General features: G+C 49.9%; 37 protein-coding genes and 2 pseudogenes. 13 read left to right on the plus strand and 26 right to left on the minus strand.

Annotated features, from left to right (window positions below):
- From KGP26_RS30435 to KGP26_RS19570, 17 genes and pseudogenes are all read right to left on the minus strand, one after another.
- Positions 1–447 (minus strand): annotated as a pseudogene (locus KGP26_RS30435) (phage tail protein); the annotation flags it as partial.
- A 56-nt stretch (positions 448–503) separates the two neighbouring features.
- Positions 504–851 carry a DUF3168 domain-containing protein gene (locus KGP26_RS19495; protein ID WP_121606653.1) on the minus strand — a complete coding sequence of 116 codons (348 nt, stop codon included), beginning with the start codon at positions 849–851 and terminating at the stop codon, positions 504–506.
- Positions 848–1,294 carry an HK97-gp10 family putative phage morphogenesis protein gene (locus KGP26_RS19500; RefSeq protein WP_223664384.1) on the minus strand — a complete coding sequence of 149 codons (447 nt, stop codon included), beginning with the start codon at positions 1,292–1,294 and terminating at the stop codon, positions 848–850. Before KGP26_RS19500 ends, KGP26_RS19495 begins: the two co-directional genes overlap by 4 nt.
- Positions 1,291–1,617, minus strand: a complete 327-nt coding sequence (locus KGP26_RS19505; RefSeq protein ID WP_179248009.1) for a phage head closure protein — start codon at positions 1,615–1,617, stop codon at positions 1,291–1,293. The genes KGP26_RS19500 and KGP26_RS19505 overlap by 4 nt, the downstream gene beginning before the upstream one ends.
- On the minus strand, positions 1,617–1,955 hold the full coding sequence (locus tag KGP26_RS19510) for a head-tail connector protein (RefSeq protein ID WP_179248008.1): 339 nt from the start codon (positions 1,953–1,955) through the stop codon (positions 1,617–1,619). Before KGP26_RS19510 ends, KGP26_RS19505 begins: the two co-directional genes overlap by 1 nt.
- A gap of 33 nt (positions 1,956–1,988) precedes the next feature.
- Positions 1,989–3,149 carry a phage major capsid protein gene (locus tag KGP26_RS19515; protein ID WP_223664385.1) on the minus strand — a complete coding sequence of 387 codons (1,161 nt, stop codon included), beginning with the start codon at positions 3,147–3,149 and terminating at the stop codon, positions 1,989–1,991.
- 1 nt (position 3,150) lies between these two features.
- Positions 3,151–3,831, minus strand: coding sequence for an HK97 family phage prohead protease (locus KGP26_RS19520; protein WP_179248006.1), 681 nt, complete (start codon positions 3,829–3,831; stop codon positions 3,151–3,153).
- A 16-nt stretch (positions 3,832–3,847) separates the two neighbouring features.
- The gene (locus tag KGP26_RS19525) at positions 3,848–5,119 is read right to left on the minus strand and encodes a phage portal protein (protein ID WP_223664386.1); all 1,272 of its coding nucleotides are present in this window, start codon (positions 5,117–5,119) and stop codon (positions 3,848–3,850) included.
- A complete protein-coding gene (locus KGP26_RS19530) occupies positions 5,119–6,633 on the minus strand; it encodes a terminase large subunit (RefSeq protein WP_223664387.1) in 1,515 nt (504 codons plus the stop codon). The genes KGP26_RS19525 and KGP26_RS19530 overlap by 1 nt, the downstream gene beginning before the upstream one ends.
- 9 nt (positions 6,634–6,642) lie before the next feature.
- Positions 6,643–7,128: a terminase gene (locus tag KGP26_RS19535; protein WP_223664388.1), complete on the minus strand. Its 486-nt coding sequence runs from the start codon at positions 7,126–7,128 to the stop codon at positions 6,643–6,645.
- A 148-nt stretch (positions 7,129–7,276) separates the two neighbouring features.
- Positions 7,277–7,480, minus strand: coding sequence for a hypothetical protein (locus KGP26_RS19540; RefSeq protein ID WP_223664471.1), 204 nt, complete (start codon positions 7,478–7,480; stop codon positions 7,277–7,279).
- Positions 7,477–7,815, minus strand: a complete 339-nt coding sequence (locus KGP26_RS19545; RefSeq protein ID WP_223664472.1) for an HNH endonuclease signature motif containing protein — start codon at positions 7,813–7,815, stop codon at positions 7,477–7,479. The genes KGP26_RS19540 and KGP26_RS19545 overlap by 4 nt, the downstream gene beginning before the upstream one ends.
- Positions 7,816–7,824: 9 nt before the next feature.
- Positions 7,825–8,385, minus strand: a complete 561-nt coding sequence (locus KGP26_RS19550; RefSeq protein ID WP_223664473.1) for a hypothetical protein — start codon at positions 8,383–8,385, stop codon at positions 7,825–7,827.
- A 101-nt stretch (positions 8,386–8,486) separates the two neighbouring features.
- Positions 8,487–8,717, minus strand: coding sequence for a hypothetical protein (locus KGP26_RS19555; RefSeq protein ID WP_223664474.1), 231 nt, complete (start codon positions 8,715–8,717; stop codon positions 8,487–8,489).
- Between the two features lie 179 nt (positions 8,718–8,896).
- Positions 8,897–9,247: a DUF2570 family protein gene (locus tag KGP26_RS19560; protein ID WP_223664475.1), complete on the minus strand. Its 351-nt coding sequence runs from the start codon at positions 9,245–9,247 to the stop codon at positions 8,897–8,899.
- The gene (locus tag KGP26_RS19565; RefSeq protein ID WP_223664476.1) at positions 9,244–9,609 is read right to left on the minus strand and encodes a D-Ala-D-Ala carboxypeptidase family metallohydrolase; all 366 of its coding nucleotides are present in this window, start codon (positions 9,607–9,609) and stop codon (positions 9,244–9,246) included. Before KGP26_RS19565 ends, KGP26_RS19560 begins: the two co-directional genes overlap by 4 nt.
- Positions 9,599–9,952 (minus strand): phage holin family protein, encoded by a 354-nt coding sequence (locus tag KGP26_RS19570; RefSeq protein WP_223664477.1) that lies wholly within the window; start codon positions 9,950–9,952, stop codon positions 9,599–9,601. Before KGP26_RS19570 ends, KGP26_RS19565 begins: the two co-directional genes overlap by 11 nt.
- A gap of 125 nt (positions 9,953–10,077) precedes the next feature.
- Here KGP26_RS19570 and KGP26_RS19575 point away from each other — a divergent pair, with 125 nt between their 5' ends.
- A complete protein-coding gene (locus KGP26_RS19575) occupies positions 10,078–10,518 on the plus strand; it encodes a hypothetical protein (protein WP_223664478.1) in 441 nt (146 codons plus the stop codon).
- A gap of 672 nt (positions 10,519–11,190) precedes the next feature.
- Here the strand turns inward: KGP26_RS19575 and KGP26_RS19585 are convergent.
- The 8 genes and pseudogenes from KGP26_RS19585 to KGP26_RS19625 form a co-directional block, all read right to left on the minus strand.
- A pseudogene (locus KGP26_RS19585) lies at positions 11,191–11,310 on the minus strand (ogr/Delta-like zinc finger family protein); the annotation flags it as partial.
- A 485-nt stretch (positions 11,311–11,795) separates the two neighbouring features.
- The gene (locus KGP26_RS19590; RefSeq protein ID WP_223664480.1) at positions 11,796–12,461 is read right to left on the minus strand and encodes a hypothetical protein; all 666 of its coding nucleotides are present in this window, start codon (positions 12,459–12,461) and stop codon (positions 11,796–11,798) included.
- Positions 12,458–13,039, minus strand: a complete 582-nt coding sequence (locus tag KGP26_RS19595; protein WP_223664481.1) for a recombination protein NinG — start codon at positions 13,037–13,039, stop codon at positions 12,458–12,460. The genes KGP26_RS19590 and KGP26_RS19595 overlap by 4 nt, the downstream gene beginning before the upstream one ends.
- Positions 13,036–14,004 (minus strand): toprim domain-containing protein, encoded by a 969-nt coding sequence (locus KGP26_RS19600; RefSeq protein WP_223664482.1) that lies wholly within the window; start codon positions 14,002–14,004, stop codon positions 13,036–13,038. The genes KGP26_RS19595 and KGP26_RS19600 overlap by 4 nt, the downstream gene beginning before the upstream one ends.
- The gene (locus KGP26_RS19605; protein WP_223664483.1) at positions 14,001–15,530 is read right to left on the minus strand and encodes a DEAD/DEAH box helicase; all 1,530 of its coding nucleotides are present in this window, start codon (positions 15,528–15,530) and stop codon (positions 14,001–14,003) included. Before KGP26_RS19605 ends, KGP26_RS19600 begins: the two co-directional genes overlap by 4 nt.
- Positions 15,530–16,120 (minus strand): NUMOD4 domain-containing protein, encoded by a 591-nt coding sequence (locus KGP26_RS19610; protein ID WP_223664484.1) that lies wholly within the window; start codon positions 16,118–16,120, stop codon positions 15,530–15,532. The genes KGP26_RS19605 and KGP26_RS19610 overlap by 1 nt, the downstream gene beginning before the upstream one ends.
- Positions 16,121–16,661: 541 nt before the next feature.
- Complete coding sequence (locus KGP26_RS19620) at positions 16,662–17,120, minus strand: YmfL family putative regulatory protein (protein WP_024529212.1); 459 nt, start codon at positions 17,118–17,120, stop codon at positions 16,662–16,664.
- A 59-nt stretch (positions 17,121–17,179) separates the two neighbouring features.
- A complete protein-coding gene (locus KGP26_RS19625) occupies positions 17,180–17,389 on the minus strand; it encodes a helix-turn-helix transcriptional regulator (protein ID WP_074030473.1) in 210 nt (69 codons plus the stop codon).
- 105 nt (positions 17,390–17,494) lie between these two features.
- On the opposite strand from KGP26_RS19625, the gene KGP26_RS19630 reads away from it, so the two are divergent.
- From KGP26_RS19630 to KGP26_RS19685, 12 genes are all read left to right on the plus strand, one after another.
- Entirely contained in the window at positions 17,495–18,145 is a 651-nt protein-coding gene (locus KGP26_RS19630) for a LexA family transcriptional regulator (protein ID WP_223664486.1), read from the plus strand.
- A 583-nt stretch (positions 18,146–18,728) separates the two neighbouring features.
- Complete coding sequence (locus KGP26_RS19635; RefSeq protein ID WP_223664487.1) at positions 18,729–19,091, plus strand: hypothetical protein; 363 nt, start codon at positions 18,729–18,731, stop codon at positions 19,089–19,091.
- Positions 19,092–19,134: 43 nt separating this feature from the next.
- Entirely contained in the window at positions 19,135–19,938 is an 804-nt protein-coding gene (locus KGP26_RS19640) for a DUF2303 family protein (protein ID WP_223664488.1), read from the plus strand.
- A 93-nt stretch (positions 19,939–20,031) separates the two neighbouring features.
- Entirely contained in the window at positions 20,032–21,360 is a 1,329-nt protein-coding gene (locus tag KGP26_RS19645) for a DNA-binding protein (RefSeq protein ID WP_223664489.1), read from the plus strand.
- Positions 21,347–21,568, plus strand: coding sequence for a hypothetical protein (locus tag KGP26_RS19650; protein ID WP_223664490.1), 222 nt, complete (start codon positions 21,347–21,349; stop codon positions 21,566–21,568). Before KGP26_RS19645 ends, KGP26_RS19650 begins: the two co-directional genes overlap by 14 nt.
- Positions 21,569–21,574: 6 nt before the next feature.
- Positions 21,575–22,495, plus strand: coding sequence for a DNA cytosine methyltransferase (locus tag KGP26_RS19655; protein WP_223664491.1), 921 nt, complete (start codon positions 21,575–21,577; stop codon positions 22,493–22,495).
- A complete protein-coding gene (locus KGP26_RS19660; protein WP_223664492.1) occupies positions 22,492–22,830 on the plus strand; it encodes a hypothetical protein in 339 nt (112 codons plus the stop codon). Before KGP26_RS19655 ends, KGP26_RS19660 begins: the two co-directional genes overlap by 4 nt.
- A complete protein-coding gene (locus tag KGP26_RS19665) occupies positions 22,830–23,174 on the plus strand; it encodes a DUF551 domain-containing protein (RefSeq protein WP_223664493.1) in 345 nt (114 codons plus the stop codon). The genes KGP26_RS19660 and KGP26_RS19665 overlap by 1 nt, the downstream gene beginning before the upstream one ends.
- The gene (locus KGP26_RS19670; protein ID WP_223664494.1) at positions 23,171–23,566 is read left to right on the plus strand and encodes a hypothetical protein; all 396 of its coding nucleotides are present in this window, start codon (positions 23,171–23,173) and stop codon (positions 23,564–23,566) included. Before KGP26_RS19665 ends, KGP26_RS19670 begins: the two co-directional genes overlap by 4 nt.
- 211 nt (positions 23,567–23,777) lie before the next feature.
- A complete protein-coding gene (locus tag KGP26_RS19675) occupies positions 23,778–24,335 on the plus strand; it encodes a 3'-5' exonuclease (RefSeq protein ID WP_245399443.1) in 558 nt (185 codons plus the stop codon).
- Between the two features lie 153 nt (positions 24,336–24,488).
- Positions 24,489–24,725 carry a hypothetical protein gene (locus tag KGP26_RS19680; RefSeq protein WP_223664496.1) on the plus strand — a complete coding sequence of 79 codons (237 nt, stop codon included), beginning with the start codon at positions 24,489–24,491 and terminating at the stop codon, positions 24,723–24,725.
- 70 nt (positions 24,726–24,795) lie between these two features.
- Positions 24,796–24,978 (plus strand): AlpA family transcriptional regulator, encoded by a 183-nt coding sequence (locus KGP26_RS19685; RefSeq protein WP_223664497.1) that lies wholly within the window; start codon positions 24,796–24,798, stop codon positions 24,976–24,978.
- Here the strand turns inward: KGP26_RS19685 and KGP26_RS19690 are convergent.
- On the minus strand, positions 24,962–26,131 hold the full coding sequence (locus KGP26_RS19690; protein ID WP_223664498.1) for an integrase family protein: 1,170 nt from the start codon (positions 26,129–26,131) through the stop codon (positions 24,962–24,964). The genes KGP26_RS19685 and KGP26_RS19690 overlap by 17 nt on opposite strands.
- Between the last annotated feature and the right edge of the window lie 86 nt (positions 26,132–26,217).

Consider the following 26,217-nt stretch of genomic DNA (forward strand, 5'->3'; position numbering starts at 1 on the left):
AATGTTTACAGCGTAAATACGTACCGGTTTGCCGATAATGCGCAGCGTATATGAAGCGGATACGATGCCGGATGTGGCGGCACTCCAGCTGTTTTGACGCACCTCGGCAAGGTAGGCAAAGCCGTTGCCGGAAGGGAATACGATACGAATGGCACGGCGACTGTCATCGTCATACGCATCCATCAGAGAATCCTGGGCAGCATCGTAGCCGCTCCAGTTTTTACCAATGGTCATTTCAGACGGGGCTTTCAGGCCGTTTGTCATCTCCTGTTCTTCCGAGCACAGCGTGGTAACATCGATATCAGCCTTTTGGCCACCCGTGTAGCTGAGTTCCTTGGTGCTGCACGATGCGGCAAGCCAGGTGATCCCAACAGGATTAGCTTCGCTGACTTCACCAGCGGAAACGCTGATCAACGTGCCTTGTGTTTTTTCATACTTACTTGACATAAGTTTTCTCCAGACATAAAAAAACCGCTCGTAAGCGGTGGTGAAAGCGGGTTGGGTTATTGCCACACTCGGAATTCGAATGAGGCACGAAAAAGGCCGGTTTCGGGTTCGTGACCGCTAAATAGATGGACTTCGGCAGGTGACAGCACGGTTACCGCCGCCTCGGCCTGCTGACGTAGAGCTTTCGCCTCGTCAATGCTGCTGGCGTACACGTCGATCTGCACCATGTAGGCAGTTTCAGCGTTACCGCAGAACACATCACCCCGATTTTCATCAGGAACAGTGTAGACGATCCACGGTGGCTTTACCGCTGGCTGCCCCTCCGGCGTCAGTTTGACGACATAGGGATAAGCCTGCCCGCCCACCAGCGGTTTTAACAACGGGTTAAGATCGGCTTCGGTCATTTGGACAGTACCTTATCGATCGCCTCGTTGACCTTGGCAAACGCCGCCTCTGCCGCCGCCCCCTCTTTGGCATCGTATGCGGGTCGGATAAACGGTACAGGTGCCATCTTCACCGTCCCCAGCTCCACAAAGCGCCAGTAGAAAGCATTTTTCGGGTTGCTGGCCTTCATCGAGTTGTCGCTGTTGCCCGTTCGTGGATTGCGGCCCCGGATATGCACCCCGGCAACCGCCCCACCATCTTTTGCCCGCATGTTCACCGCAACGACGTTACGCGCCAGCTTGCCGGTTTTCTTCGGCGCCCGCGCTCGAACTTCATCACGGAGCACGTTTGCACCCGCCCGCGTAGCCTGACGCAACACATTGCGGTTCTCAGCTTTGCTTAACTGTTCCAAATCCTTCGAAATGTCGAGCAGACCGGAAAAATCCAGATTGCCGCTGATCATGGTTTCACCCCACTTTTACAGAGCAGCTCCAGTCGCGTCAGACGCGCATCCGGTAACGCTGCCACAATGTCATAGACCAACCCGCGAAAAAGCATGCGTGAAGAGCTGGAAACGTCATCACGAAAGCGTAGCCACACGCGAACGGTAGCCTCTGAATGTTCCGCACCTGATGCCAATAGTTCCCGTCCACTGATAGCCTTCACCTCGGCGGGGATCGGCTTTATGGATGCATCCACCCACACCGCCTTTTCACCGCCCGAGGGAAGCTCTACCGTTTCGAAGTTCTGGATCATGATGCGATGCCTAAAGCGCCCTGGCTCCATTACGGTTCTTCCTCGCTTTCGCTTTCTTCCACCTTCACGCCGCGCCAATTGCGGCACGACCACATCAGGTTTTCGGCGGCGGCGTTGGTGTATAGCTGTACTTCGCTTTGCCCGGTGCGATGCTCAAACAGATCAGCAAAAACCAGCAGCATTGCAGATACAACAGGGGAAGGAATATCACCCGCCTTTACCCAGCGCGGGTCATCGCACCATCGCAAACAGTAATCCAGTGCAGCCTGGGCATAACGGGTGATCACCGCGTCGCGATCATCGCTGTCAAACTCGATGTGCTGGCGTAACTCTTCAACCTGCACGACATCAGTGACTTTAATCGCCATAACATCAGGGCGGAATTACCCGCCCCCTCCGCGTTACTTGGTTGGTGCCGTGAAAGTGCCTTTGATCAGCGCCTGCGGGCGATAGTGCGCCAGCGCCAGGCGCTCTTCGCACAGGATGGTCAGCATGTTTTTCACGAAGTTGTCGCGGTCTTCACGGCTCACTTCCACGGTGGCATCCATGCGATCCCATACCTGAGAAGCCAGGTCAAAGCCGCCCACGGTGAAGGTGTTCTGAGCCTGTGCGCGGGTCGGTACCACTGGCAGCCCCCACATGATGTTGCTGGTGAACGCCTGCGGGCCGCCGAAGATATAACGACCTTCGTTATCTTTCAGCAAAGCGATGTTGTGCCAGTCTCGCGGGTTAAGAATGATGCCCGAGGCGCTGAATTCTGACTCTGTAACCTGGAAAATGGCGTGAGCAATCATGTCTGCCCGCGTATCCCCGGTGGCATTCAGCGCAGTGTCATAGTCTGTTGCCACGGCGTTAATACCCGTCAGGTTATCGCCGGTACCATCACCGTTCAGCAACTGATCTTCTTCCTTAAAGGCAAGACCAAACAACAGCCGGTTGTTGACGTAAGATTGCAGCATCGGGGCGTCATCCATCACCTGGCGGGATGCCTGGATCCAATGAGCGATAGTTTTCACGTTCGCCGTTTCTTTTGAGAACGTCAGATCAGACTCAGGCTTTTGGGCCTTTTCCTTCACGGATGCCGCGTTGTTGGTGAACAACTTTTCTCGTACGTATTCCAGCGAGTTGCTGGAAATGCGCCCTTGCGCCAGCAGATCACGGATAACCAGGCGGTGGAGTCCCGGCATGACAATACCCGGTACCTGCATCGGCTGGATCAGCGAACCGGCAGAGGCTGCATCACTCCCGAGCGATTTGTTGAAGGTTTTAGCCTCAAACGTGCCCGTGCTACCGTTCCATGACTTGGTGAGCTCTTCGGCGGCGCGTTCTGAGAAGTCTTTTTTAACTGACGGATCATCTGCACCACCGGCCCCTTTCTGCTCAAGGTCAAACAGGCGCTCGCCGGACTTCTTCAGTTCTTCCTGAACCTTGGCCAGATCGTCCTGTAATGATTTGGAAACACGGCCCGTTTCTTCGATCTCTTTTTTCTGAGCGTCGAAAAGTTGGGTCATGTTCTTCTGTGAGTCTTCGATGGCTTTCTGAATTTGCGCTAATTCGGACATATTATTTACCTAATGTTTGAGGGAATGAACTGATGCGCTCGATGAGAGCGGATATTTCTGTTTTGTTCTCGTCACTGTCGGACTCACTCCGAATAGCTGATTTGAACCGGGCAATAAGCCCCACGGCCTGTGATTTGCTTAAACCCACTGAATCCCTCAGCCAGTTCTCAACATCACGAATCGTTTCGATACCATCGATGCTTTTCATCGCTGATACTCCGGCCAGCTCGTTAGCCGGGAAGGTGCACACGCTGATTTCTCGCAGTGCGGAGATATTTTTGAAAATGCGCCCGCCATTAGCCGCCAGCGAGTAATCGTCTTTGGTTACTGAAAACCCGACCGACATACCCTCTACCGTGCCGTGCTGCATGGCGGCTTTGAGGTCACTCGCTCCGCTATGGCCGGGTGTTAGTTGCCCACGGACAAACAGCCCTTTGGTGTCTTCCTGCAAGGCATCCCATTTACCAACGGGTAATTCCCACGCCCGGTGATTGAAGAACATGGCAACCCTGCGGGTCTGTTTCTCCAAGGTGTTCTTGAACGCGCCGGACAGGATCACGTCGCCGTCTGAATCGACATTGCCAAAAACAGACGCGTAGCCTTCAAAAATCCCCTGCGTACCGTCGCCGGTAAATTTGATTTCCGTCTCTTCGAAAGAGAGGGTTTTCTTTATTTCGGTCATGGATCCCCCATAAAAACTAAACCCCGCTTTCGCGGGGCTGCTTGCCTAATTCGGTGAGAGGAACGTTTTGTGATTGCCGTGTGGCAACATCGCCCCCTGGTAACGGTGGGTAGTTATCCAGCCGTCGCATTTCGTTGATAGTACGCAGGCCAGAATCCCCCATGGCTTTCATGAAGGCAGCACGAGAAGTCGAATCACCACGCAGCAAGCCATCAAGGTTATGCTCGGCATGGTATTTACCCAGGTCAGATGGCTTGACTATCCAACGCTGAATGCACTGTTCCCAGCGGGTGATATAGGGTTGTAATGTATATTGCAGGAAACCCATATTCTGCTGCTCAATGCCGGTACCCCATGATGTCGATTTTTCAACATCACCCACAAGGTGAGGGGGGACGCCAAAGAATCGCGCCAGTTCGCTGACCTGAAACTTGCGTGAAGCCATGGTTTCGGCATCCTGGGGACTGACACCGATGTCATGCGCTTCAAAGTTGGCCTCAAGGATCCATAGGCGCTTTTTCACAGGGCCACCGGCAATCTCTTTGAAGTTTTCTTCCACCTGGTCGCGTTGCTCTTTGGACATCACGCGATCACCAACAGAGAGGATTTTCGGAGACTTGGCACCGTTGGCGTAAAAGTCACGCTGCTGGTCTTCCATCGCCACGGCAACCCCGCCCGATTTAGCCGCATGGGCGATCGGTGACAAGCCCACCAGCCCGTTAAAGCCGAAGCCTTTCAGGTGGAATATTTCGCTTTTCTTGAATTTGGCGTATTCGCTGTCGCGCCGGTACTTGTAGATAATCTGCTTACCTTCCAGCAGAACATCCATATTGGCTGACAATAACGGGATCAGGCTGATCACGTCCCCACTGCTGTTACGTTCGATAAGCGCATACGCATTACCGTAAAAACACAGCTGCATGGTCATAGCCTCGCGGAACTCCTGCGCGGTCATGTACTGATTGGGGGAAAAGCGCAGCAACCGAGCAAGGGGATTGTCCAGGCCGACCTTCATCCGGTTGTCACTTTTGTCTGTCTCGAATACGTCCAGCGGCAGGCATGAGGTCAGCGTAGAAATCAGGCTGACGCAACGCCAAACCGTAGAGATCTGCAAAATACGCTCGTCAGTGATAACGGAATCACCCAGCGTACCTCCCGCTGACACCGGGCCTGTTTGCGAACCCTGATCCGGCGTCACCAGGCGGCCACCGACGAACCACGACGCAGCGCGCGCCCACCAACCGTTATTCGTTCGCAGGTCGATACTGTAATTAGTTTTATCTGCCATCACATGCTCAACGGTTTTGATAAGAAGTCATCGAAGTCGCCACCAGGTGCTACGGCTTCGCCATTTGCTGCGCCCATCGCCATTGCGAGTGCCACCATTCCATCGATTCGCCCGGTCGCTTTCGACTTGTCGAGCTTTCTGTTTGAGGCGGCATCCATGATCACAACAGCATTACCGGCGCACATCGTCAGCACCGGGTGCATGCCATGCCTGACACGCCCGTTTAGCATTGCTGCTTCCAGCGTATCCAGAGCGGGGGCCATATCTTTGAACCCCTGCCCGAACGGTACCCACGGCAGCGCCAGGCCAATCAAATCAGCCTCTTTTTTCAGTAGGTCAATGCGCCAGCGGTCAAAGGCAATCGCGCCAATATCGAAATCACTGATGATTTCCGCAATGTCACGGATCACCACGGCATAATCGACAAACGATCCCGGCGTGGTTTTCAGAACGCCCTGTTTTGCCCACACGTCATAAGGCACACGGTCAGTTTTGGCCCTGTCACGCATGGTTTTTTCTGGTGTCCAGAAATAGGGGTAAATATTCCACCAGCCATCCGCTGACTGACCCGCAATAACGAATGCGGTTAAATCCTTGCTTGCTGACAAATCCAGCCCGGCATAGCACTGACCGGTAATCGCCCGCGGAGCTTCGCGGCATGATTCCCACACGTTGCGAGACATAAACGGCGATACGGTAGAAACACGCTGGTTCAGATTCAGATTTCGGAAAGTGTTCTCAAAGCTGGGCATGCGCCCGGCCATTTCCGCCATCCTCTCCATATCACGAAGAGATCGGAAAGTACCCAGCGCGGGATTTGCTGCGGCCCATGCTTCCCGGTCATCTAATTCGGCATCTTTCGGTGCCTCGTAGACGTGGGAAACAATGTGCGGATCCTTTGAATTCTCCGCATCATCCAGCCAGATACTGAACAAATCGGCATCGTTCGCCGCCTGCGTACTGATTGCGATAAGTAATGGAGCGTCGTGTGCACCCTGCGCCGTGACAATAGCATCAACAAAAGCCGATTGCGGCCCGACGATCTGCCCTACCTCATCGAGAATGGCAAGAAGAGGAGAAAGGCCGTGTGTCGTCTTTCCCTCTGCGGCCAATGCTTTGTATTTAACGTTACACGGCAGGCCCAACAGCTTTTTGCCGCTTGGGATGATATGAACAATGTCCTGCAATTCGGGGTTAAGCCCTATCATCTTTACGGCCAGATCAAATACAACCGCCGCCTGTTCCTGGCTCATTGCACCGCTGACGATCTGCGAGTTTTGCACCGCCTCCGGGCCTACCAGGTGCGCTAACAGTATTCCCGCAATCAAGCCAGTTTTGCCGTTCTTTCGCGCAATGCTGAGATAGGCTTTATCCGTTCCGTGGGGGTTATCGTAGATGGCCAGTAGAAATTTCTTCTGAAACTCGTCAAGCAACATCGGTTGCCCGATCAGCTTGCCCTCTGGCACGATGCAATAGCGCTCAATGAACGCTATCACGCGCTCACCTCGCGTCATGCTTTACTCCTAGCCGTGTTTTGGAAATGCGATCAGGTTGCCATCATCTGCCTGGTGTTTACCGGCTGTCCGGCGAGCATCCGCATCGTTTTTATTACGATTTTTCTGGTCACGGCTTTCACCGTTAGTGGCGTGGGAATGGATTTGCAGATCACGACGCTGCGCCAGAATGGTGCGCTGTAACTCGACAATCTGCTTTCGGTAATCTTTGATCAGCGGTTCGTTACGTTCCTCGCCGCGCTGCCGCTCCTCCTTCTTGAGAGCCTTGCGGAGGTCGATCGCGTACAGCTGATTATTTGCCAGTTCGGCTGCGGCCAGCAGGTCAGCCGGTGTCCAGCTGTCAAGGGCTTTCGATCTGATATTGTCATGCCAGAAAGGTTCGGCTTTTTTATCCAGGCCAGCATGTGCCGGTGGTGGAATGGTGTCCTCACTGGCATTTTTCATGGCCTGAACCGCCGCCGTCGAGCTGTCGGAGCGAGTTCGTTTTTGCACCATTGGGTTTACCTAAAACTAAAAAAATCGGGTTAGCGTTAAAATGAGGGGATGCGAGCGGTCATTTGGGGCATTTTTTTTGAAGTTTTTGCCCTCCCCCTCGATGCAGTTGATAATTATTATCATTTATATGATTGCAATTTGAATGATTTCACTTTGTTATCATTTCACTATCACCCATCTGAAGCTCGGCACCAATCATGCCAAAGGCCACCGTCGCCTCACCTCCTGGGTAGTCCGCAATGATTCCGCGAAGCTTTGTTGCCGCTTCCTTCACCTTCGCCTGGCTCTCTTCAGGCAATGAAGCAATCAGCCCTTTGAACATCAGTAATGTTTGTTGTTCAGCAGTCATCATTTATTCCAGTGTGAGTTAGGATCGAGCGGTAACCCGCTGGCGTCACAACCTACCACCGCGCCGCTCTTCTCCATGCGTTGCTTGGTTGCACTGTGATGGGATGTGCATAACGTCTGCCAGTTCTTTTTATCCCAGAACAGCTTCTGTGCTTTCGCTATCACCATGCGGTTACCAGACTTCAGCGCTTCTTTGAGGCGGTGCGGAGTGATGTGATCTACAACGTTACCGGCTACCGTTCTCCCCTGCTCGGCACACATAACACAAAGGGGATGCAGTTGCAGGAACCCGCGCCGAGCCTTGTCCCATCTGCTGCCATATATGCGTGGCTCTTTCATTGCATGACCTTAGCGCCTCAAGGCTTGGTGGATAACGCCGCCTGGCTGAAGCTCTTTATTGATGACCTCCACCACTGCATCACGGGCATGCTGGTTGTGCGCTTCCTGCCAGTTCTGGAATGCTATTTGCCCTTCAATCGCAGAGCGGGTTGTAGTGCAACTATTGATCACGGCTTCTTTGATAAATATCTGACCGTCTTTAATTTTGAGCGGCTGGCTCAGTGCGGCAATTCGTTTCAGTTGCGCCTCAAGCTTATCGAGATTGTCTTTATCAACGTTAACGCTGATGTTCATCTCTGCCTTGTGTACCTTGAATTGCTTTGCCTGCACCTTGGCAGCATCAGGGAAGCCACCAGATGCCAACTCAGCATCAGTTCTCACCGCTTCAGGCTTGGTACCATCCTTCACGGAAATGCTGCTAGGGAAGTATTCAGGTATACCATTCACGGTGGTACGTGCGCCACATGCATCATATTGAGCGGTACCGGCAGGGTTGCTTACCTCATAGCCATCCTCATGGGTGGTGATGGTGAAGCGCTGCATAACGTCTTTAAGCTGTAATTGTTTCATTGGGGTACCTCAAATAGAAAAGCCCCGGACTATGCCGAGGCTCTTGGTTATCGTGCATTATCGATGGCACTCTGTGAATGCCACCTGTAATGCCATAACAGTCAGGCGAAGGTAATACAAAGCTCAGCGAGTTCTTGTTTCTTTGCCTCAATACGCCCGTTCAATTCAGCCAACACATGAGGTTGAATGGTTTTAACAAACGCAGCGTCCTGATAACGACCTGAGATAGTTACCCCTAATGCATCCCCCCTAACAATCATCTGGTGCTGATCTTGCAGTTCTTCTAATAATATTTTTATACCATTAGCTTTATTTAAGTTTTTGATGTTCATTATTACCTCTCGGATTATCCCGCTGCCACTTAATCAGCCCCTCAATACGAGAGGCGCATATATCCAGTTCACCCTGGCTCACCTGCAACGCAATGACGGCATCACCGAAGGTTTCCCCTGTGAACGGGGTCTGTTTGCATTGTTGAAGCAGTACCGCTGGCGGGTACACATAGATCAGCTTAGGGGCTGGCGGGGGTGCTGGTCTCTCTGCGCAGGATACGGAGAGCATCATCAGGCAAGCGCTGGTTATTGCAACCGCTATGCTCCAGCGCGTCGCGTAACGTTCTGTTTTCAGCATCGGCCTTGGCCCTCTTCTGCTGTTCGATTTTCAGTTGTTCTTGGGTGGCGCGGCGATCGGCATCAGCAGCACCTTTTAGGGCGCCGATCGTTTCATCCCTACTTTCCAGGGCTTTTACCAACTTTCCGTTGGCCTCCTGCGCAGTATCCAAATCGTCTGATAGCGAAGAGGCATACCAGCCCAGACAGATAGCCACCAGCAACGCACCTATCGTTCCGAACTTGTCCATCATTGCTTCCAACGTGAAGGGCCAGTGCGAACGTCAATATGGGTAAACGTGGCATAGCGCCCCACACCGTAGCGGCCCGGATACTTCCCTTCAAAATACGCGGCCACTGCGGCTGGCTGAATGCCTTTTACCTGAATGTCGGCGGCGGTACCCAGCAGATGCTGGCTGGACTTTGCCCCGCCAACTTTTGCATTATGTGCCGGGCAACGACGACCACTGACGATGGTAATGGGCACAGCAAAGTGTGTGCGGGCGTCTTCAAGAACCTTGATCAGTTCCGCCGATACCTGGTTCGCACCGCAGCCGCAACGGCATGCAAATTCGTTACTGCTGAAATGCTCTGATAACTTAGAGTTACTGGTCATTTTTCCTGTCCTTTTCATCCAGCGGTGTATTGGTCTTCATGCTGGCAAATATGCGGAGGATAGAGATGCATCTCTCTACCCCCATGCCACCAATGACCACACCGACGATCAGTGCGTTGTCCTGACTCATACCAAACAGCTCGAGGGAATTGATAACGCCTAGCGTTATTAATAAGCAGATAAGGCCCGCATAAAGCGCGTCAAGCCACGATTTACCATCACGCAGCGTTAATAGCGTCGCCATGCCGAACGCGGCAAAAGAGCCGTATACCGCAGGGGCGTTAAGTTTTATCCACATAAGAAACGCCTCGACAAAGCCGGGCGGCAGGTTGTTATTGTCCATTACCAGTGCTCCAGCGTAAGAAATAAAAAAAGCTCACCTGAGTGAGCCTTGCGAGCCTGATTATTTTTTATCTCAGGCAGTGGTGGTATCTTGGTGGTGCTTAAATCAACCAAAAGGGAAACTTAATGAGCTCGATTCATAATTTATGGCATGCCATCAAATCACGGGTTTGCCATAACCACGGCGTTAGCCTTTTAGATTTTAACAATGGTAACCTCGAAGGCAATCGAGCCAGAAACCGAACTGCGCAACTGTTCGTATTAGAGATGATCCTCTACAAACACCGCCTGCAGTACGCAACGATATTTCAACCTCTAGATGGCAAGGATGCCTTATATCACCTTATTTTCACAAAAACAAATTGGAAACTCGTTGATATAAAACAGCTTTCACTTGAGGAATGCTTGTTCGTGCTCCAAGACGAGCTTAGGATGAGTAGAGTGCCAGAAGAAGCAAAGCATTTACTCAATGCAGCTAACCTTCCAGAAGCAGCCTTTATTTTTGAAGAGCTTCCAGAAGAGGACTGGGCTCCCAAGGAAAACTCAACTTTTCTGGCTTCAATGTAGGTGCGTATCGCTCTAAATCGTTGTCCACTTCCGTGAGCCGCTTGATCAAGGCGGCTCTTTCTGAAACCAACCGATTGTAATGGCTCAGGTGCAATTTTTGCTGACCGAGCCAATCCTCAAGCTGTTCCGGCGTCATGCCAGGATTGTAAAAATACGGTTCGTTCTGCATGTGCATTTCCTCAAGTTAAAGAAAAGGCTACGCATTAGCGCAGCCCTATGTATTGTTGCAGTTCATACATTAGCAATGCATACAGTATTGCTTTTACTCATGAAATCATTAATCATGCTTATCCTTGAAATGATCAAGAAGCCACATGGCCCCAAGCAAGGCAGATTCCCTGGTGTTGGTCATATTGACTCCCACCCCCGTAACGGAGGGGGTGGTTTTTTTTCTTGAAATTGTAATAGAGCGAACTTGCGCTATCCTATCAAGTGACGGTGGCGTGCCGTCCAATAAAATTATCACGTCCTTTGAATGTCCTCGCCCTGATCCACTACCCTGGCAGGGCTTTTTTAATGCCAAAAGGCAACTCATCAGCGCAGTCCGCACGAGGCTTAGGATATTTCCCATTTATTTTTAGCTAGTTAATTCCAGCCTATCGACTACGCTTGTAGTATCGGTAGCATGCCGATGTAGAATAACAACATGCTTCTGAACGCCATCGCCCTAAGCTAACTACTAGCTCGGGGCATTTTTTTGCCCACCAACTGCGGCGTTGCTATTAAACGGGCCACTGTCTCATGATTTGCAAACGTGCAACTGCAATCAATATTCCGGCACTGGTGATAACGCTATTTTTTCAGTCAGATAGCGACTAGTGTTGCACGACAATTAAAACGGTGCGTTCGGCGTCAATTAGAGTGCCTGAGTTACAACCAGTAGACATGTAACTTTTTCGATGGCGACAATTACCGTGACCGCTTTCGCGTCAATTACAGCGATGTTGCTGTTCAAAACGCAGAGGTAGTATTGGCAACGCTATCGAGGTATGGCTGAGGCGGAGCGGAGCATAGTGAGCACCGAACAGCCTTGCCAAGGAAGCGAAATACTGCCAGTTAATCTTGACCAAATATTATGTCACGTTTACACGGTGTAATTGTCGCCAAAGTGCGTTTTGTAATTGTCGTCTAACAGACTAGATCGGGTGTGCGCCGTATGACCGCACAGAGGGCAATGCATCATTTTTCCTTTCCCTATAAACGCAAAAAACCCGCTCAGATGGCGGGTCATTTTGTTCAGTCGCTTGATGGTACAGCTTTGCGAAAGCATACCTGAATTATAGAGTTTCATTATCCGTTTGCAATCTTTTTTCCATATTTTTTTCATTTTCGATGCAGATAGCTACACGAACGGAACAGAATACAGCAGAATTGAACACTTCCAAGCACCAGCGAACTCTATCTTCAGACTGTATGCGAGAGAGCCACGGCGCGTAATGATTACGGAGGGTTTCACCAAGCTCTGTTACGGTGTGATGACCGGCATAGAAGCTTTTACCGATGATGTATGCAGGGTTTAGGTGTTCCATGGCTGTGAGCACTGCACGTTCCATGAAATCCTCTTCCTCCTTCCGGTCAGCAGCCACCAGCATTGCCCCCAGTGATTGTTTAGGCCACAAGATGGCTTTTGCCCGCTCTAACTGTGCTTCCCCTCTATAGCCGTTCTTGCGCAGTTCTCCCATTACCTTAACTATCTGGCTAGCGTTGTCGTCGTCCCACTCTTCAGCGACCAGTTGCCCCCATACGCCGCTGCCGCCGCTACACCTCAGCTTTCCATCAATCCGGCCACCGTACATATCACCCCAGGCTCGCAATAATGATTTTATCCAGAGGGTTTGTATCTCGGTAAGACGCTTGTACTTACCCAGGTAATACTTACGAGGAATACCGGCAACAAGAGCCCATGCCTCATGCTTTAACTTTCTCTTTTGGTTAGGTGTCATGCTGCTTTTTCCTTCTTCAGTGCCTTACACTTGGCTTTGTATGTATCTCGGATGTGCTCATAGTCACTACGAGTAGGCTTGGCTACCTTTGGCGGTGGGCCTACCAGGCGGTCAAACCTGGCTTGCCCTATCTTGGCAATAAGCCGGGGCTTGTACTCTGCCAAGTTGCCGGATAAGTGGTTGTTACATGCCGAGCACTGCTTATGGCAGTTATCCTCATCGAACCTTAATTCAGGGTTACTCCCTACAGTGCGGTAATGCCCGGCATGGTATTGACCATCGTGATAGCGCCCACAGCTAATGCATGGTTCGGCGGCGTCACGTTCACGGATATAACTATTGAATTCTGTCTGAGCCTGGTTGATGAAGTAGCGCAGCGGCTTAACAGCCAGCTTGCGAATCTTCAACTTGGTTTTACGTTCCTTCTCTTCCTGACGGGCTTTAGCAGCACGGTTGTAGTCAATGGCGCAACGAGGGCCGCAGACCTTTTGGAGGTATTTAACCGGGGTGAATGTCTTCCCACATTGGGCGCAGACCTTATCCTTGTAATGCTTTGGCTTTTTCGGCTTAGTCTTCATTTGTTTTCCCTCTCGAATACCCACTCGTAAACCTCTGAGCCGTTTTGCAGCAGATCATTGAAGTCGCCAGATTTGGGCCAGCGAACCAATACCCGTTGAAGATCGTTCTTTGCGTGAAGGTTGGCACGGGCGCACTCGAAAGCCGCAGCATGCCCCGCTGCGTGGCGGTCTGTGTCAGCAAAAATAATCAGGGTCTGAACGCCAAGCGGAACACGGAATTTCTTCATGAATGCCGTGTTGAGAGTCGCCCAGGTGTTACAACGGGTTATCTGATGGCAGGAAAGCGCGGTTTCTATGCCCTCTGCGATACCCAACGTGGTAGACGGTGGGAACATGCGGATTGCTACCGAGCTGGCATGCTCTAGATAGCTGTCTTCCTGTAGTTTCATCATCTTCTTTTGGGCTCCACCAGCAGCAGCCGCTTTTTTGTCACCATCTAATAAGGTGCGATGCAGGTAGCAAAGCTCGCCTTTATCATCGGTTGCTAGCGCGTATATCGATTGGTACTCACCACCAGCAGCCCGCTGGCTATCGCAGTAGCGAACATGCTCCATTGGCAAGGACGTGATCCCACGCTTCTTCAGGTATGCATCTGCACCTGTCCCACGCAGCGGCGTAAGCTTTGCAAACTTATGGCTGACACGCTCACGCAATGGGCCTATTCCAGAACGGGGGGCAGGAACAGATTCACCAGGCACAAATACCCTACCGATCAGCTTGTCTACCTCTGCCGCCAACGTCTTGAAGTCCTTGCCTGTGGAACCAGTCAGCAATGCCCAACCATCTCCAGCACCGCAAGTGCATACGTAGGAACCTGAGCCGTTCTTGTCATCACAACGAAACTTCCCCTTACGGCCACACAGCGGACATTCACCCTTAAAATGGTTTTTACCGGTCACCGGAGGTAAGCCGTAAAACTTGAATATTTCGGGCCAACGCCCGATTACTGCTTGTTTGGTATTCATGCGGCTTTCCCTTCTTTCTGCTTCGCCTTAGCAAAAGCGATCTGTCTTGATTTAATGAAGTTGCTTACCACTGGAGTGATCTCCCTTGGCATATGGCTCAGGCCGTTCGGCCATTCGCTGAATTTTTCGCGGAACATGTGTTTACACCAGCCTTCGCTGATAGGTCGGCCCTGTGCGCTGCGGGAACGTTGGTAATAGAGGATCTGACTCCACCAGGCTTGTTTCACCGCTTTGGTGATCACTTCCTTGGTTTGCTTCACTTTCTTGAGCTTGCGGGTTTTGTCTGTCTCTACGTCTTCGCCGCCGATAGGCTTGAAACCGCATTTAGGGCAAATGTAGATACCCAAAGGCTTGACGTAGTGGCACTCGGGGCATTCTTTCGGCAGGCACTCGGGTTCATCGGTTTTAACCACCCTGGCCGGGGCATCTTCCATGCCGTCAGACGTGGCAGGCAGGTAGTCATATTCGATATCGTCGGGATAGCCCAATTTGTGGATGGTGCCGCTATGGTCGAAGATGAGGCAGGTGTCTTTGCCTGGAGCTGGACGCAGGCCGCGCCCTAAAATCTGAATCCAACGAATTTCTGACTTGGTAGGACGGGCAAAGATAATGCAGCGAACATCACTATCGAAACCGGCCACCAGCACACCAACGTTAACGATTATTTTGGTGATACCTTGCTCAAAGCGACGGATAGTAAGCTGACGTTCTTCATGCGGCGTGGCTGCTGTCATAATCTCAACAGCTACCCCGGCCCGGTTGAATTCAACAGTAACGTAATTGGCGTGAGCCACGTTCACGCAGAAACATACCGTTGGTCGGTCTTCCCCGTTCTCCAGCCAGTTCTTAACGATATCGCCCACTAACTTAACGTCGCTCATGATCTCGCCGATCTGCTCTTCGTTGTAATCACGTCCATAGCCAGCTTGCTCGGAGGTTTTTACATCGCTCAAGTCAGGTTGGGATGGTGCGTAAAACTCGTAAGGGCTAAGAGCGCCGATGCTGATTAGCTCTTTCATGGTCGTTGGCTTGATGAGCTTCTGGTAATACGTGCCGAGGAACTTGGCGAACGGGGTGCCAGACAGGCCTAGCACTTTCACTGCTGTGTTAGTGGTTAGGTGTTCGATGGTCTGAAGAATCTTTTTACGCTTGAGGTGTGCCTCGTCGATGATCAGCAGATCGATATCTTCCGGAAAGTCACGGCGGATCAACGTGTCAGCAGAGGCTATCTGAATCAGGCGGCGCGGGTCGTATGCCGGGTGATCACGCCAGATGTAACCGATTTCTTCAGCAGGCAAGCCGTATTCGATAAAGCGCGTTGCCGTCTGGTCTAACAGAACGGTGTAAGGAGCCACAAACATTACGCGCATGTTGCGACTGATAAATCCGGCAGTAATCAACGCCGCTATGGCCGTCTTACCAAATCCGACAGGTGCGTACATCATGAATGATGCGTGTTGCTTCCATGCCGCGCGCAGCATGTTCAATGCAACAATCTGTTTTTCGCGTGGCTGGATTGTCAACATTAGGCATTCTCCCCTTGGGTGCGGGAAAACTTGTAGCCACGGTGGCTTTTAATCCTTCCGTTGAGACAGCTATAGACCGCCGAGTGATCGAAACCTGCCGTGATGATTTCTTTCTTGCCGCAAAGTACCTTGTCTTCACCAGTTTTGATGTTCTTTGCAACTACCAGCCCTTTGAACTGTGCGTTATCAGCGCCAGCGCTTTTGTTGCGACCAGAAGTAACAGAGAGATCATTGCGATCGCTGATAGTTCCCCACATCAAATTAGAAACACGGTTATCTAACTTGTCGCCGTTTTTATGAATTGCTTGCGGTAAACGTTTTGGATTTGGAATAAATGCCAGTGCAACCAATTGGTGAATAGAAAATTGCGCCCGGTTACGGAGATAGCTCAAGTTCACAGTTTTATAACCGTCACGACGAATACGCCCTTTCAGCACTACCCCACGAATTTTGCGAATGAAGGTTTCAGATGCTGCAATCCGGTTAATTCCACGAATCCGCCCCATTGTGCTGATTTCATATGCAGCGGCATATTCAGCCAACGGGACTGACAACCACTTTTCTTGCTCGTCAGATTTAATATTATTCATTCTCGAATCCTCATTTAGCCATCTAAACCGCTAGGCTTCCGTGTGGGCTTTCTACTGTGATCTATCTGTTAGATCTGTTTCTTGGTTCAGCCTGTTCCAGTGCTTCGCACTAACACCCAACACCGCCCCCTTTCCCCCATTCACATTTTTAGGGGGTGACACTTCTAGACGTCTAAACCTCCAATTGAAATTAATAAAACTTATCTCGCCAGCGGCGGCGGTTGCGTATGTCCAACGCTAGCCCTTGCGTACCTGTCAGCGAATAACCTCAACCGCTTGTTTGCTGCCCTGCGCCCCGCGTTCTCTTGCCTGTAGGTCACTGGCTCAGCGTCAAACGCTTCTTGGTAAACATCCGAATACTGGTTTGCTACCTTGCTGCGCGTCCCGATCGGTAATTCACCCAACCTTGCCTGTATCCATGCGGCATCCTCACGGCAATAAGCCGTGGGCATTACTGTTCTCACGAACGTGTTTTCGTACATGCTCAACCCCCATGGCTTACGTCACAGTGATGTGCCTCCAGTCAGTGCCAGAGCGTTCATCAGTTTTCCCTGTGTAAAGCAATGACGGCTCTCACGTATTCCTCACGAGCTGCAACATGGCGGTTATGCAGGGTTAGGATTTCCGCAGCTTCTCTAGCGTCGATAACGCCATCATTTGCAATTGAGTCCTGAATGGTTAAATCAACTTGGCCTCGTTTAGCCGCCACCAGCGTTCCCAGGGCAAATAGTTCAACGTGATCCAAATCATCCCGAGACTGCACTTTCACGCTGATCCGTCCCTTGCGGGCAGAGAAGTAATCAGCCAACAAACATGTGCCAGAAAGGTCTTCGATCGCTTCCAACTCGCTTACTTCAAAAAAGCGACAACCGTTTTTTTCGTACAGGTTGTTATCGAATTGCGTTTTGCTCATACCCAATGCGCCAGCCATTGCTGAACGGCCACCAGGGAAGGCAGCACACATCTCCTTCACAACTTCTTTAAGGTTTTGCTCTACCATTTCGCTTTTCCTTTGGTAGTTACATCCCGTGAGTTAACGGGAGATACTCTTTCCACCAGCTAAGCAGCTTGCGGCGGGAAAATGTCATCCAGCGTTACCTCTGCCCCTAAGCTGTTCAAGGCGCTAACGATTAGACGAGAGTCATCTAGGCTAGGAGTGCGAATCTCGATTTCATAATTTGAGAGTCGCGAGGTAGTCCAACCGATCAGCGAAGCCAGTGCAGACTGAGATAAACCGAGCTTTTTTCGGTGTACGGCTATGTTGTTCATAACTACTCCACACAATTTGATTTCGATAAATATCACACAATATGTGTAAGAGATCAACTCAAAGCGTGAAATTGAAAGAAACACGTTATGTGGTAGGATTGAGGGATGAAAATGCTGATGCAAAAACCCAATGAACGGTTGCGGCAGCTCCGAGAAAGCAAAAACCTTAGCCAGTCCCAGCTAGCAAGGCTTTGCGGATGGAGTTCTATATCCCGTATTGGCAACTACGAATTAGGTACTAGAAAGATCAGCGCAGAAGATGCTGTGGTGATAAGTGCTGCCCTGGAGATTTCGCCGGGAGAGTTGCTTTTTGGTGAAGAAAGCTCAGCCGTCTATAAAAATTATAAGTACATGCTTCTTACTTCTCTCAAGGCAGGTAGCCCCATATCCTCACCAGGCAGTGGCGCAGACCTCGAGCCGATTAGATGGATCACATCTGATAAGCGAGCAAGTGAGGCTTCATTCTGGTTAGAGGTAAAAGGGCATTCAATGACCGCCCCACAAGGCGCAAGCCCTAGCTTTCCTGCTGGAATGCTGATTCTTGTAGACCCGCTTGAAGACTTAGCATCAGGTGATTACTGCATTTCTGAAGTTAACAACAGTGATGAGGCTGTGTTTAGGCAATACTTGAAAGATGCAGGAACTGAGTATCTCGTAGCCCTTAACTCTTCGTTCCATATGATTGAATTCATAGAGCGTGGGGTGAAGTTAGTGGGTAAAGTCATTGCTGCAAAATGGGGCGATGATAAGTTTTAACAACATCCCTACTATGAGTAACCCCCCCCCAAACTGAACCGGCCCTGAGCCGGTTTTTTTGTGCCTGAAAATCCTGTCTCCACAAACATTACTGAAAATAAATCTCCATCCAAATCAAAGGGGGATCATGGCACACACTCAAATGACACGATTCGTGTTTGATTTTAATTACACGATATGTGATATTCATTCCACCGGCACTCGCCGCCCGCTCTTTAAAAATCAGCAAAGTCGGATGAAATACCGGGTTCATAGGTGATTCTGGCGCACAACGAATACCAGTCGCGATCCGGCTGTGACGGCGACCAGGTTCCAATGATGTCGGGTATGAAACGCAATGAGTGTTTTTTATGAGCCCTCACATCTATCAGCTTCGGCTATGACGGGTGTATCCATTCTTCCAATCAACTTAACGGAGGATGGCGACAATGTTCAGCGGGTAGCCGCCCTTTTTACTTCTCAATGGAATATCAAAATGCTGCTAATTGCTTTTGTGATAGGAGCTGTCGTAGGCGCTTGTCTGGGCCTAATAACATCCGCGTTATGTTTTTCCTCAAAAATCTGTAACTCAGGAGATTAATCAATGAGTGAAAGTAAGGTTACATCATTCAGTCAACATCTTTCATATATCAATAAAGGCACTCTTGACAGCGAACTAACTGATGAGTTGGCAAGAGTAATTAAAGCTGTGCGTGAAACAGGTAAAAAAGGTGCGGTTACTTTAGTCCTTACTTGTTCAATGCTCAACACACGTGATGAAAATACAATGAAAATCACGCCAACCGTTAAAACGTCAATCCCTGAACTTGGCCGGGCTGACACTATTATGTTCTCAACCGCTGATGGTGATTTGATGCGTGACGACCCATCACAAGTTCAAATGGACTTGAAAGTTATTGATACACAGCCAGCCGCCGCGCCAATTCGTTTGACGCAGAACGGCTAATAACCCCCGCAGTTAAACCCTCACCATAAAGAAAGGATTTAAAATGGATATTACCAACGAGTCAGTTAAGCATGTTGCAGAACTAGCGGTAGCAAGCAGCCTGGTTAAAACTGATATTCCTTATGCAGTTGTGCCGCGCGGTTATGAGCTCGCATCGCTTGAAAAATACATGATTGATAAGGAGCAGATTAAACAGAGTGTAATGGTTACGTCTGCCTCTTCTCTAATCGCCTATCTTGTGCGCTTCAAAGATGACCGTAGCGTTATTTTTGCCGACACTGATAATACGCGTTTTCGCGGAATACTGGATTATCATTTGGATAGTAAAAGCCCATTCAAAAACACGCATATTGTTACGTATGACTGCCCACTATCTGAAGAGTGGAAAGCCTTTACCGGCAGTGATAAGCAAGGAATGAATCAGGTTGAGTTTGCCGAATTTATTGAGCAAAACATTAAAAGTATTGCCCCTATCTCTGATGAAAACCCAACATCTGGCGGCGAACTGCTAGAAATGGTGTTAGCATTCCAAGAAACACGCCAGTCTGAGTTTAAATCTGTAACACGTTTAAATGATGGCACCTTCCAAATTGCACACAGCAATGAGAAAACCGGCGCTGGTAACACCAAATTACCGGAAAAAATCTGTCTCGCGCTTTCGCCATTCCATAACGGCCCGGCATATGAGGTCAAAGCTCGTATTCGCTACCGACTGCGTGAAGGCAAGTTAACCCTGTGGTATGAACTGATTGAACCTCGGAAAGTCATTGAAGATGCATACGATGCAATTTTAGTTGATTTGCAGAACCAACTACCAGATGTACCGGTATTTGAAGGCCGCATTTAAGTATTAACCACTTAATAAAGTGCTGTCTTATGCGCCGCCTTGTGTGGCGCATAGTGAAGCACTTTCCAATCATAAATTAAGGAATGAGTCATCATGGCAACCTTAAGTCAACGCTATGCCAATAAGAAAGCAGAAAACTCAGAAATCTCTACTAAAAAAACGTTTCTGGTTCCTATCTCTGAAATTTATGCCGAAGAAGGCTATAACGTTCGTGAATTAAACCAGCCCCACGTAGAAGAATTCCGCGATGCGTTTATTGCAGGTGAATATATTCCGCCTTTGGCTGTTGAGGTTACTGAAAAAGGTGTGAAAGTAATTGACGGTCACCACCGTTATTATGGTGCTCTTGCCGCTACTGAGGCCGGGCATGAAATTCCACGTCTTGAGTGTAAAGACTTTGTAGGTACTGAGGCGGATAAAATCGCCTTCATGGTGACCAGCTCTCAAGGTTTAGCGTTAACCCCCCTGGAACGGGCCGCAGCATATCAGCGCTTGGCAAATCAAAACTGGACTCCAGCCGAGATAGCGAAGAAGGTAAAACGCTCAGAGTCAGATGTTCTTCAGCATATCCAATTAGAAGAATGCTCAGGATATATTAAGAGCCTTGTTCGCGCTGGCTCTATGAACTACGCGATTGCGATCGGAATCCATCGTGAGCATGGCGTTTACGCAGACCGCGAAGCAGCGCGACTCATGAAAAAAGCTGAGGGTGCTGGTAAAACCAAAGTTACCAAAAGTATTGCACAGCCGCAGTTCAGCGCCAAAAAAGCCCGTCGAGCGCTTGAGCTCCTGTTCGATGCGGAACCAGTAGAGAACGGCGACGAGCACTATTTGCGCGTCCATCCTTCCGTTAAGGCTGAACTACTCTCAATCCTTCAGGAATACCGTCACGAAAATAAGCCTACCAGCACTAGCAACACGGCCTCAAAAAGTGAACCAGTGAAGACCGATGGCGATCAACTCCCTTTACTGAAAACCGACATTATCAGTAAGAGTGGAATAGAGGTATGGGCATGCGCGGCAGCAGCATTTGGTGATAAAGATGATTTTCTGTTTCACGAGTCGAAGTTCGCTCACACCTGGGCGGCGGATTCTTTCGAAAATCCAGAAGCCGTTGTTGTGCCAACAGATACAATCTATAAGGCCAAAGCACTTATTACCCAATATCAGGAAGCTCAAGAGCTTCGAACCTGGCTGAATGAAAAGTTCGGTAATGCTGAAGTGCCTGACTCGATGTTTGAGCGGCTGCATGATGTCTCGTCAGAGACTATGGGTGATCCGGAAAGTCCAGTGATGAATATGGGCGATTTCATTTCACTTGTAGATACCATCCCTTGTGATAAATGGGAAAGCATCAGAATCCTGCGTGCCGAAATCCATTCTGCTATCAAAATGAAGGCCACCAGCGATGAGCAATATTAACTTTAACAATGCGCCTTTGTGGATAACAGCAAAGGCGCTGCATATCTTATCTCAATTCAGCAACAGCCGATTAATTCCCCGCCGTACTAAAGCAAAGAACTACCTGACTTTTCGTGTTAACAAACGCTGGCGTTTGCTGTCTCGCGATAAAGGTAAGAATTGGGAGTTGCTTACCAGTAATGATTACAACGCAATAGTTGACGAGTGAGGCCCCATGAAAGGAGCTGATTTATTCGCTGGCCTTGGCGGTTCCTCTGAGGGAGCCCGTCAGGCTGGCGTTGAGGTTGTATGGGCTGCTAATCACTGGCAACCCGCTGTTAACGCCCACGCTCTTAACCATCCTGAAGCTATACACGTCTGTCAGGATTTACACCAAGCCGATTGGTCATTAGTACCCAAGCACGATGTTATGATGGCCTCCCCGTGCTGCCAAGGCCATAGTAAGGCGCGGGGGCGCAAAGCAGGCAATCCACAGCATGACGCCAGTCGCTCTACTGCATGGGCTGTTGTTGCCGCTGCTGAATGCCTGGAGCCGCCTTCAATTATTGTCGAGAACGTTCGCGAGTTCCTTGAGTGGTCTTTATATCCATCTTGGAAATCAGCCATGGAAGCGCTTGGTTACTCGGTTGCTCCTCACGTTGTTGATTGTGCCGATCTGGGTGTTCCTCAAAACCGTATCCGCCTATTCATCGTTTGCACCAAAAGCAAAAACCCGCTTTTCCTGAACCTGCCTAAGCTCCCCCATAAAGGCGCAGATACCTTCATTGATTTTACCAAGGGCAAATGGAGCCTGGTTAACAAACCTCGCCGAGCAATAGCAACGCTTGAACGTGTTAAGGCTGGCCGTAAACGGTTTGGAGATCGGTTCCTCATGCCCTATTACGGCAACGGTAGCGGGTTAACTGGCCGTTGCCTGAATCGCCCGATCGGCACCATTACTACCCGTGACCGCTGGGCAGTGGTCGATGGTGATCGCATGCGCATGATTATTGGCGATGAGGTTATGGCGGGTATGTCTTTCCCTGAACATTATCAGCGCCCCGATAGCCACCAGCTCGTAGTTAATATGGCTGGTAATGCCGTCCCACCTTTAGCTATGTGCGAAATCCTTACCGCACTGAGGAAACAAGCATGAAAAAATCATTAATTGGTCGCTGTATTCGTCGCTGGCGCGTTGCATTAAAACCTTGGTGCGATTCGAAAGTGAATCCGTACTGGCAAAAACGCGATCTGGGTAAGTTTTGCCGAGAAACCGGCAGGCTAACCGCCGCTGTTATGGTACATGACATGGCGCAGCGTAATGCTCAGGTGGATTATGGTGTTGTTGGTTGGTCACCCGAGTTTGCAGCTTGGTATGACGGGCAACGGGCTCAGTACGAGAAGGAGGCCCGTGATTATCTCGATGAAGAAGCTGACTTATCTGAAATTGATGGATATGTAGAAGCTGAAATCGATGCATGGAGCTGCTGATGGGAAAGGTAACTTTTGTTGTTGAGTATGAAGACGGGAAAGAGCCGCAAGTCAGCGCAGAGACTCTCATTCTGGGCGGGAAGCTGGTTTCCGTTGCTTGGCGTGATCTAGTCATCAGCCAGCCTAAACCGGTGTCTGAAAGCCTGCCAGCACCAAATAATACCGTGCTTCTGTTTGATGCAAACGGCGAAGGCTGGTTACTGGGCTGGCGTAGTGTCTTTCATACCTTAGGAGGAGAGGAAACTGGTGATTGGCGGTGGAATTTCCAAGTTGTCGAACTGAGCCATGAAGATGTGAACATTACTCATTGGGATGAAATTCCAGACCAACCGGAGGATGCATGACCATATCAAGTGAGCAGGTGCAGGAAATTTATGAAGCTGCCGTGCATGAAGAGGCCACTGGCGATGAGGATGCTAGCTTCGACTTGCTCTGCAAGCTGGATGATGCTGGCGGCACTGGCGCAACAATCCGCAAGCTGATCGACATGGTGCGGGCGCGTGATGTTGATCTGCTGGCTGTAAGGGAGGCGCAGAGCGTGCCTGTTGGCTTCCAGCTGGTTCCGGTAGAACCGACCGAGGATATGGTAATAGATGGCTTTGAGTCAGAGGCGTTTAATGCGCTTGCTGACGCAGTGCTTGATAAAAAGGGTTGGCCTTACAGTTGCCGAGAAAGCGCCGAATGTGTCAAGGGCATCTTTCAGGCCATGCTCGCGGCAGCTCCCAAGGCAGACTAAGAAATTACTAGTTGTTGTGTGCAGTGCCTCATACAACACAATAATCATTATGTTGTATGCAAAGTGTCCTTATTACCACTCCCCCAGATTGATCAATCCCTGATTCGCTGATACTGTTTATACATACAGTTTTTTTTTGCGGTTAGGGGTTTTACTCATTCACGCAAACTATGACATAAGAGAGACAAAACATATGGTTAATGAACATTTGATGGTTGATATCGAAACCATGGGAAAAAAACCTACCGCGCCAATCCTCTCTATCGGAGCAGTGTTCTTCAACCCACTATCCGGTGAACTTGGCGAGCAGTTCTATTGCGCAGTGAACCTTGAAAGTGCGGTGAACAGTGGTGCAATTGCTGAACCAGAAACCATCCTATGGTGGCTGGAGCAGTCAGCAGAAGCAAGGGCGGCGGTCTGTAACAAAGAAGTGCCATCGCTCAATGGGGCGCTTCTACAGTTAGCCGAATTCATCAAGACAAACGCCAATAACCCCGCCTACCTTCGTGTTTGGGGAAATGGTGCCGTTTTCGATAATGTCATCCTGTGTGAGTCCTACAACCGCACCGCTCTTCCTGAGCCCTGGAACTGGTTCAATGATCGCGATGTACGCACCATAGTAGAGCTAGGGCGTGAAATCGGGTTCAACCCTAAGCGGGACATGCCCTTCGACGGCGAGCCCCATAATGCTCTGCATGATGCGATACACCAGGCTAAATATGTCTCGGCTATCTATCAGCGGCTACTTGCGCCCCACCAGCAAAATTAGTCACTTACCACCATCGATCTGTTAAAGCGATCGATAAAGCGTAATTGATCGTTAGGTTCTATTTGATTGTTTATCACTCATTAACAACACTCAATCAGTGCGCACTCGTGAAAGGACATTTGTCCATTATTTTCAATTAATTAGAGAGACCTTATGTCAACTAATAAAGTTCCTTTTACAGAGAGTGCTGAAATAGAACCTGATGCTTCAGCGATAGACGTTGAGCGTTTTTTTGAATGCTTTAACACGATTGAAAAATCGTGGGCTCAGATAAATAGTGATCTACTGGCAGTAGACCCACAAGCGGCGCGTTGTGTTGAATCCCTGATCGCCACCGTGCTACGTGTTGGCCGTACGTACCAAGCAAGTTCTTTGCGAAGGCTTAAATAGCAAAATAGTAGAACGAAAACTCCCTGGCTACGCGCCGGGGTTTTTTATACCTAATGAAGAGAGGCTTAAAATGATTACTGATTTCATGACTGAAGAAGAAGTTTCTGAACGTGTCGGAAAAAAACGCACAGCGCTATGGAGGCTGCGCACTAAGCACGGTTTTCCTTCCCCCGTTCTTACCCACCCATCACGCTACAGCCGCCAGGCAGTTGAAAAGTGGATCGATGAGGGTGGCGTTAACCGAGCTGTTTAACGTGCCAAAAAATCTTATCAGCATACTGCTCATACGCTTCTTTTTGTTCTGCCAACCAATCGTGTTTGTTATACACGGCCATCACCCCCCCTAATTCATGCCCCAGCATCTTTTCGGTGACATGGGGCATGACCCCTTCCCCTGAAAGATTCGTCACCAGCGAACGCCGGAAATCGTGCGTACGCCACTCCGGAATATCAATCTTATCCCTAAGCTTTTTCATGTACAGGTTTGCCGAAGACCGATCAATCGATTTATCCAGCTCTTGCCCAGGAAAGAGAACCGGGTTTTTGGCTGCTATCAGCCGCTCTATGTACGGTTTAACTTGAGCAAATATAGGGCGGCGGATCACGTTACCCATTTTCGAATGTGCGCCGGGTGTAGTCCAAATCAGATCTTCCATATTGAACTCTTCAACCCTGGCCAGGCGCAGTTCTGACAACCGGGCACCCCACAGTAAAAGCAACTGATGAAGCAACTTATTGGAAGATACGATTTTGCTGTTCTCCAACGCCAGCCATACTTTTGCAAGTTCTGTGAACGTTAAGACACGGCTACCGGTATCGGGCTTTTTACCAATATTCTTTACGCTCAGCTTGGTTAGTTCGCATGAAGGGATCAACTGCCTGCTGATACACCAGTTGACCACCGAACGCAGTTGGAGCAGTAAAACTCGGGCTTTCTTCTTGTTAAGTTTTTCCTGCTTATCGAAAAATTGCACCCATAGCGACACGGGGATTTTAGCAACTGGTACATCTTCGAATTGTGTGTACATCGTGTTGTACACAACGGAACGGTAAAGCGTCTGGGTGTTAGGCTTAAGCCCTTTTACATACTTCTCCCACCACTGATCTAGGCACTCTTTAAGGGTCAGTTCTCCCGTTGCGCCTACAAAATAGGTTTTAGGGTTGATGCCCTTCAGGTACAATTCGCGCATCTCGCCAACGGCTACCCGCGCATCCTTGAGTGATATCACCGGATAACGGCCAACAGTTAGGCGCACCGGCTTGCCATTCCAGCGGTATCGATGCTGGAAAGTAACAGTACCAGCCGGGGTTATGCGTACACTTAGGCCGTCACTGTCGGTAAGCTCCGCAGGCCCTGAATATGGTTTGTTGTGTATGCTTCGCAGTTTGGTATCGCTAAGGGCCATGTTATAGATCCTGTACACAATCGTTAATTGTATTCTGTACTCAATCTGTACTCAAAGGCAAGTGAACGAAGCGAGCAAACGGCGAA

The sequence above is a fragment of the Serratia sp. JSRIV002 genome (assembly GCF_019968725.1).
GTDB classification, from domain to species: domain Bacteria; phylum Pseudomonadota; class Gammaproteobacteria; order Enterobacterales; family Enterobacteriaceae; genus Chania; species Chania fonticola_B.

Bases quoted from the DNA above. Each gene is read 5' to 3' on its own strand.
- KGP26_RS19595 (WP_223664481.1), bottom strand. From the start codon at position 13,039: ATGAAGACTAAGCCGAAAAAGCCAAAGCATTACAAGGATAAGGTCTGC.
- KGP26_RS19655 (WP_223664491.1), top strand. From the start codon at position 21,575: ATGAAAGGAGCTGATTTATTCGCTGGCCTTGGCGGTTCCTCTGAGGGA.
- KGP26_RS19525 (WP_223664386.1), bottom strand. From the start codon at position 5,119: ATGGCAGATAAAACTAATTACAGTATCGACCTGCGAACGAATAACGGT.
- KGP26_RS19565 (WP_223664476.1), bottom strand. From the start codon at position 9,609: ATGACCAGTAACTCTAAGTTATCAGAGCATTTCAGCAGTAACGAATTT.
- KGP26_RS19690 (WP_223664498.1), bottom strand. From the start codon at position 26,131: ATGGCCCTTAGCGATACCAAACTGCGAAGCATACACAACAAACCATAT.
- KGP26_RS19575 (WP_223664478.1), top strand. From the start codon at position 10,078: ATGAGCTCGATTCATAATTTATGGCATGCCATCAAATCACGGGTTTGC.
- KGP26_RS19555 (WP_223664474.1), bottom strand. From the start codon at position 8,717: ATGAACATCAAAAACTTAAATAAAGCTAATGGTATAAAAATATTATTA.
- KGP26_RS19590 (WP_223664480.1), bottom strand. From the start codon at position 12,461: ATGACACCTAACCAAAAGAGAAAGTTAAAGCATGAGGCATGGGCTCTT.
- KGP26_RS19605 (WP_223664483.1), bottom strand. From the start codon at position 15,530: ATGTTGACAATCCAGCCACGCGAAAAACAGATTGTTGCATTGAACATG.
- KGP26_RS19515 (WP_223664385.1), bottom strand. From the start codon at position 3,149: ATGTCCGAATTAGCGCAAATTCAGAAAGCCATCGAAGACTCACAGAAG.
- KGP26_RS19610 (WP_223664484.1), bottom strand. From the start codon at position 16,120: ATGAATAATATTAAATCTGACGAGCAAGAAAAGTGGTTGTCAGTCCCG.
- KGP26_RS19665 (WP_223664493.1), top strand. From the start codon at position 22,830: ATGGGAAAGGTAACTTTTGTTGTTGAGTATGAAGACGGGAAAGAGCCG.
- KGP26_RS19495 (WP_121606653.1), bottom strand. From the start codon at position 851: ATGACCGAAGCCGATCTTAACCCGTTGTTAAAACCGCTGGTGGGCGGG.
- KGP26_RS19645 (WP_223664489.1), top strand. From the start codon at position 20,032: ATGGCAACCTTAAGTCAACGCTATGCCAATAAGAAAGCAGAAAACTCA.
- KGP26_RS19640 (WP_223664488.1), top strand. From the start codon at position 19,135: ATGGATATTACCAACGAGTCAGTTAAGCATGTTGCAGAACTAGCGGTA.
- KGP26_RS19620 (WP_024529212.1), bottom strand. From the start codon at position 17,120: ATGGTAGAGCAAAACCTTAAAGAAGTTGTGAAGGAGATGTGTGCTGCC.
- KGP26_RS19630 (WP_223664486.1), top strand. From the start codon at position 17,495: ATGAAAATGCTGATGCAAAAACCCAATGAACGGTTGCGGCAGCTCCGA.
- KGP26_RS19570 (WP_223664477.1), bottom strand. From the start codon at position 9,952: ATGGACAATAACAACCTGCCGCCCGGCTTTGTCGAGGCGTTTCTTATG.
- KGP26_RS19660 (WP_223664492.1), top strand. From the start codon at position 22,492: ATGAAAAAATCATTAATTGGTCGCTGTATTCGTCGCTGGCGCGTTGCA.
- KGP26_RS19520 (WP_179248006.1), bottom strand. From the start codon at position 3,831: ATGACCGAAATAAAGAAAACCCTCTCTTTCGAAGAGACGGAAATCAAA.
- KGP26_RS19505 (WP_179248009.1), bottom strand. From the start codon at position 1,617: ATGGAGCCAGGGCGCTTTAGGCATCGCATCATGATCCAGAACTTCGAA.
- KGP26_RS19510 (WP_179248008.1), bottom strand. From the start codon at position 1,955: ATGGCGATTAAAGTCACTGATGTCGTGCAGGTTGAAGAGTTACGCCAG.
- KGP26_RS19540 (WP_223664471.1), bottom strand. From the start codon at position 7,480: ATGATGACTGCTGAACAACAAACATTACTGATGTTCAAAGGGCTGATT.
- KGP26_RS19535 (WP_223664388.1), bottom strand. From the start codon at position 7,128: ATGGTGCAAAAACGAACTCGCTCCGACAGCTCGACGGCGGCGGTTCAG.
- KGP26_RS19600 (WP_223664482.1), bottom strand. From the start codon at position 14,004: ATGAATACCAAACAAGCAGTAATCGGGCGTTGGCCCGAAATATTCAAG.
- KGP26_RS19675 (WP_245399443.1), top strand. From the start codon at position 23,778: ATGGTTGATATCGAAACCATGGGAAAAAAACCTACCGCGCCAATCCTC.
- KGP26_RS19635 (WP_223664487.1), top strand. From the start codon at position 18,729: ATGAGTGAAAGTAAGGTTACATCATTCAGTCAACATCTTTCATATATC.
- KGP26_RS19625 (WP_074030473.1), bottom strand. From the start codon at position 17,389: ATGAACAACATAGCCGTACACCGAAAAAAGCTCGGTTTATCTCAGTCT.
- KGP26_RS19685 (WP_223664497.1), top strand. From the start codon at position 24,796: ATGATTACTGATTTCATGACTGAAGAAGAAGTTTCTGAACGTGTCGGA.
- KGP26_RS19680 (WP_223664496.1), top strand. From the start codon at position 24,489: ATGTCAACTAATAAAGTTCCTTTTACAGAGAGTGCTGAAATAGAACCT.
- KGP26_RS19500 (WP_223664384.1), bottom strand. From the start codon at position 1,294: ATGATCAGCGGCAATCTGGATTTTTCCGGTCTGCTCGACATTTCGAAG.
- KGP26_RS19650 (WP_223664490.1), top strand. From the start codon at position 21,347: ATGAGCAATATTAACTTTAACAATGCGCCTTTGTGGATAACAGCAAAG.
- KGP26_RS19670 (WP_223664494.1), top strand. From the start codon at position 23,171: ATGACCATATCAAGTGAGCAGGTGCAGGAAATTTATGAAGCTGCCGTG.
- KGP26_RS19530 (WP_223664387.1), bottom strand. From the start codon at position 6,633: ATGACGCGAGGTGAGCGCGTGATAGCGTTCATTGAGCGCTATTGCATC.
- KGP26_RS19550 (WP_223664473.1), bottom strand. From the start codon at position 8,385: ATGAAACAATTACAGCTTAAAGACGTTATGCAGCGCTTCACCATCACC.
- KGP26_RS19545 (WP_223664472.1), bottom strand. From the start codon at position 7,815: ATGAAAGAGCCACGCATATATGGCAGCAGATGGGACAAGGCTCGGCGC.
- KGP26_RS19560 (WP_223664475.1), bottom strand. From the start codon at position 9,247: ATGATGGACAAGTTCGGAACGATAGGTGCGTTGCTGGTGGCTATCTGT.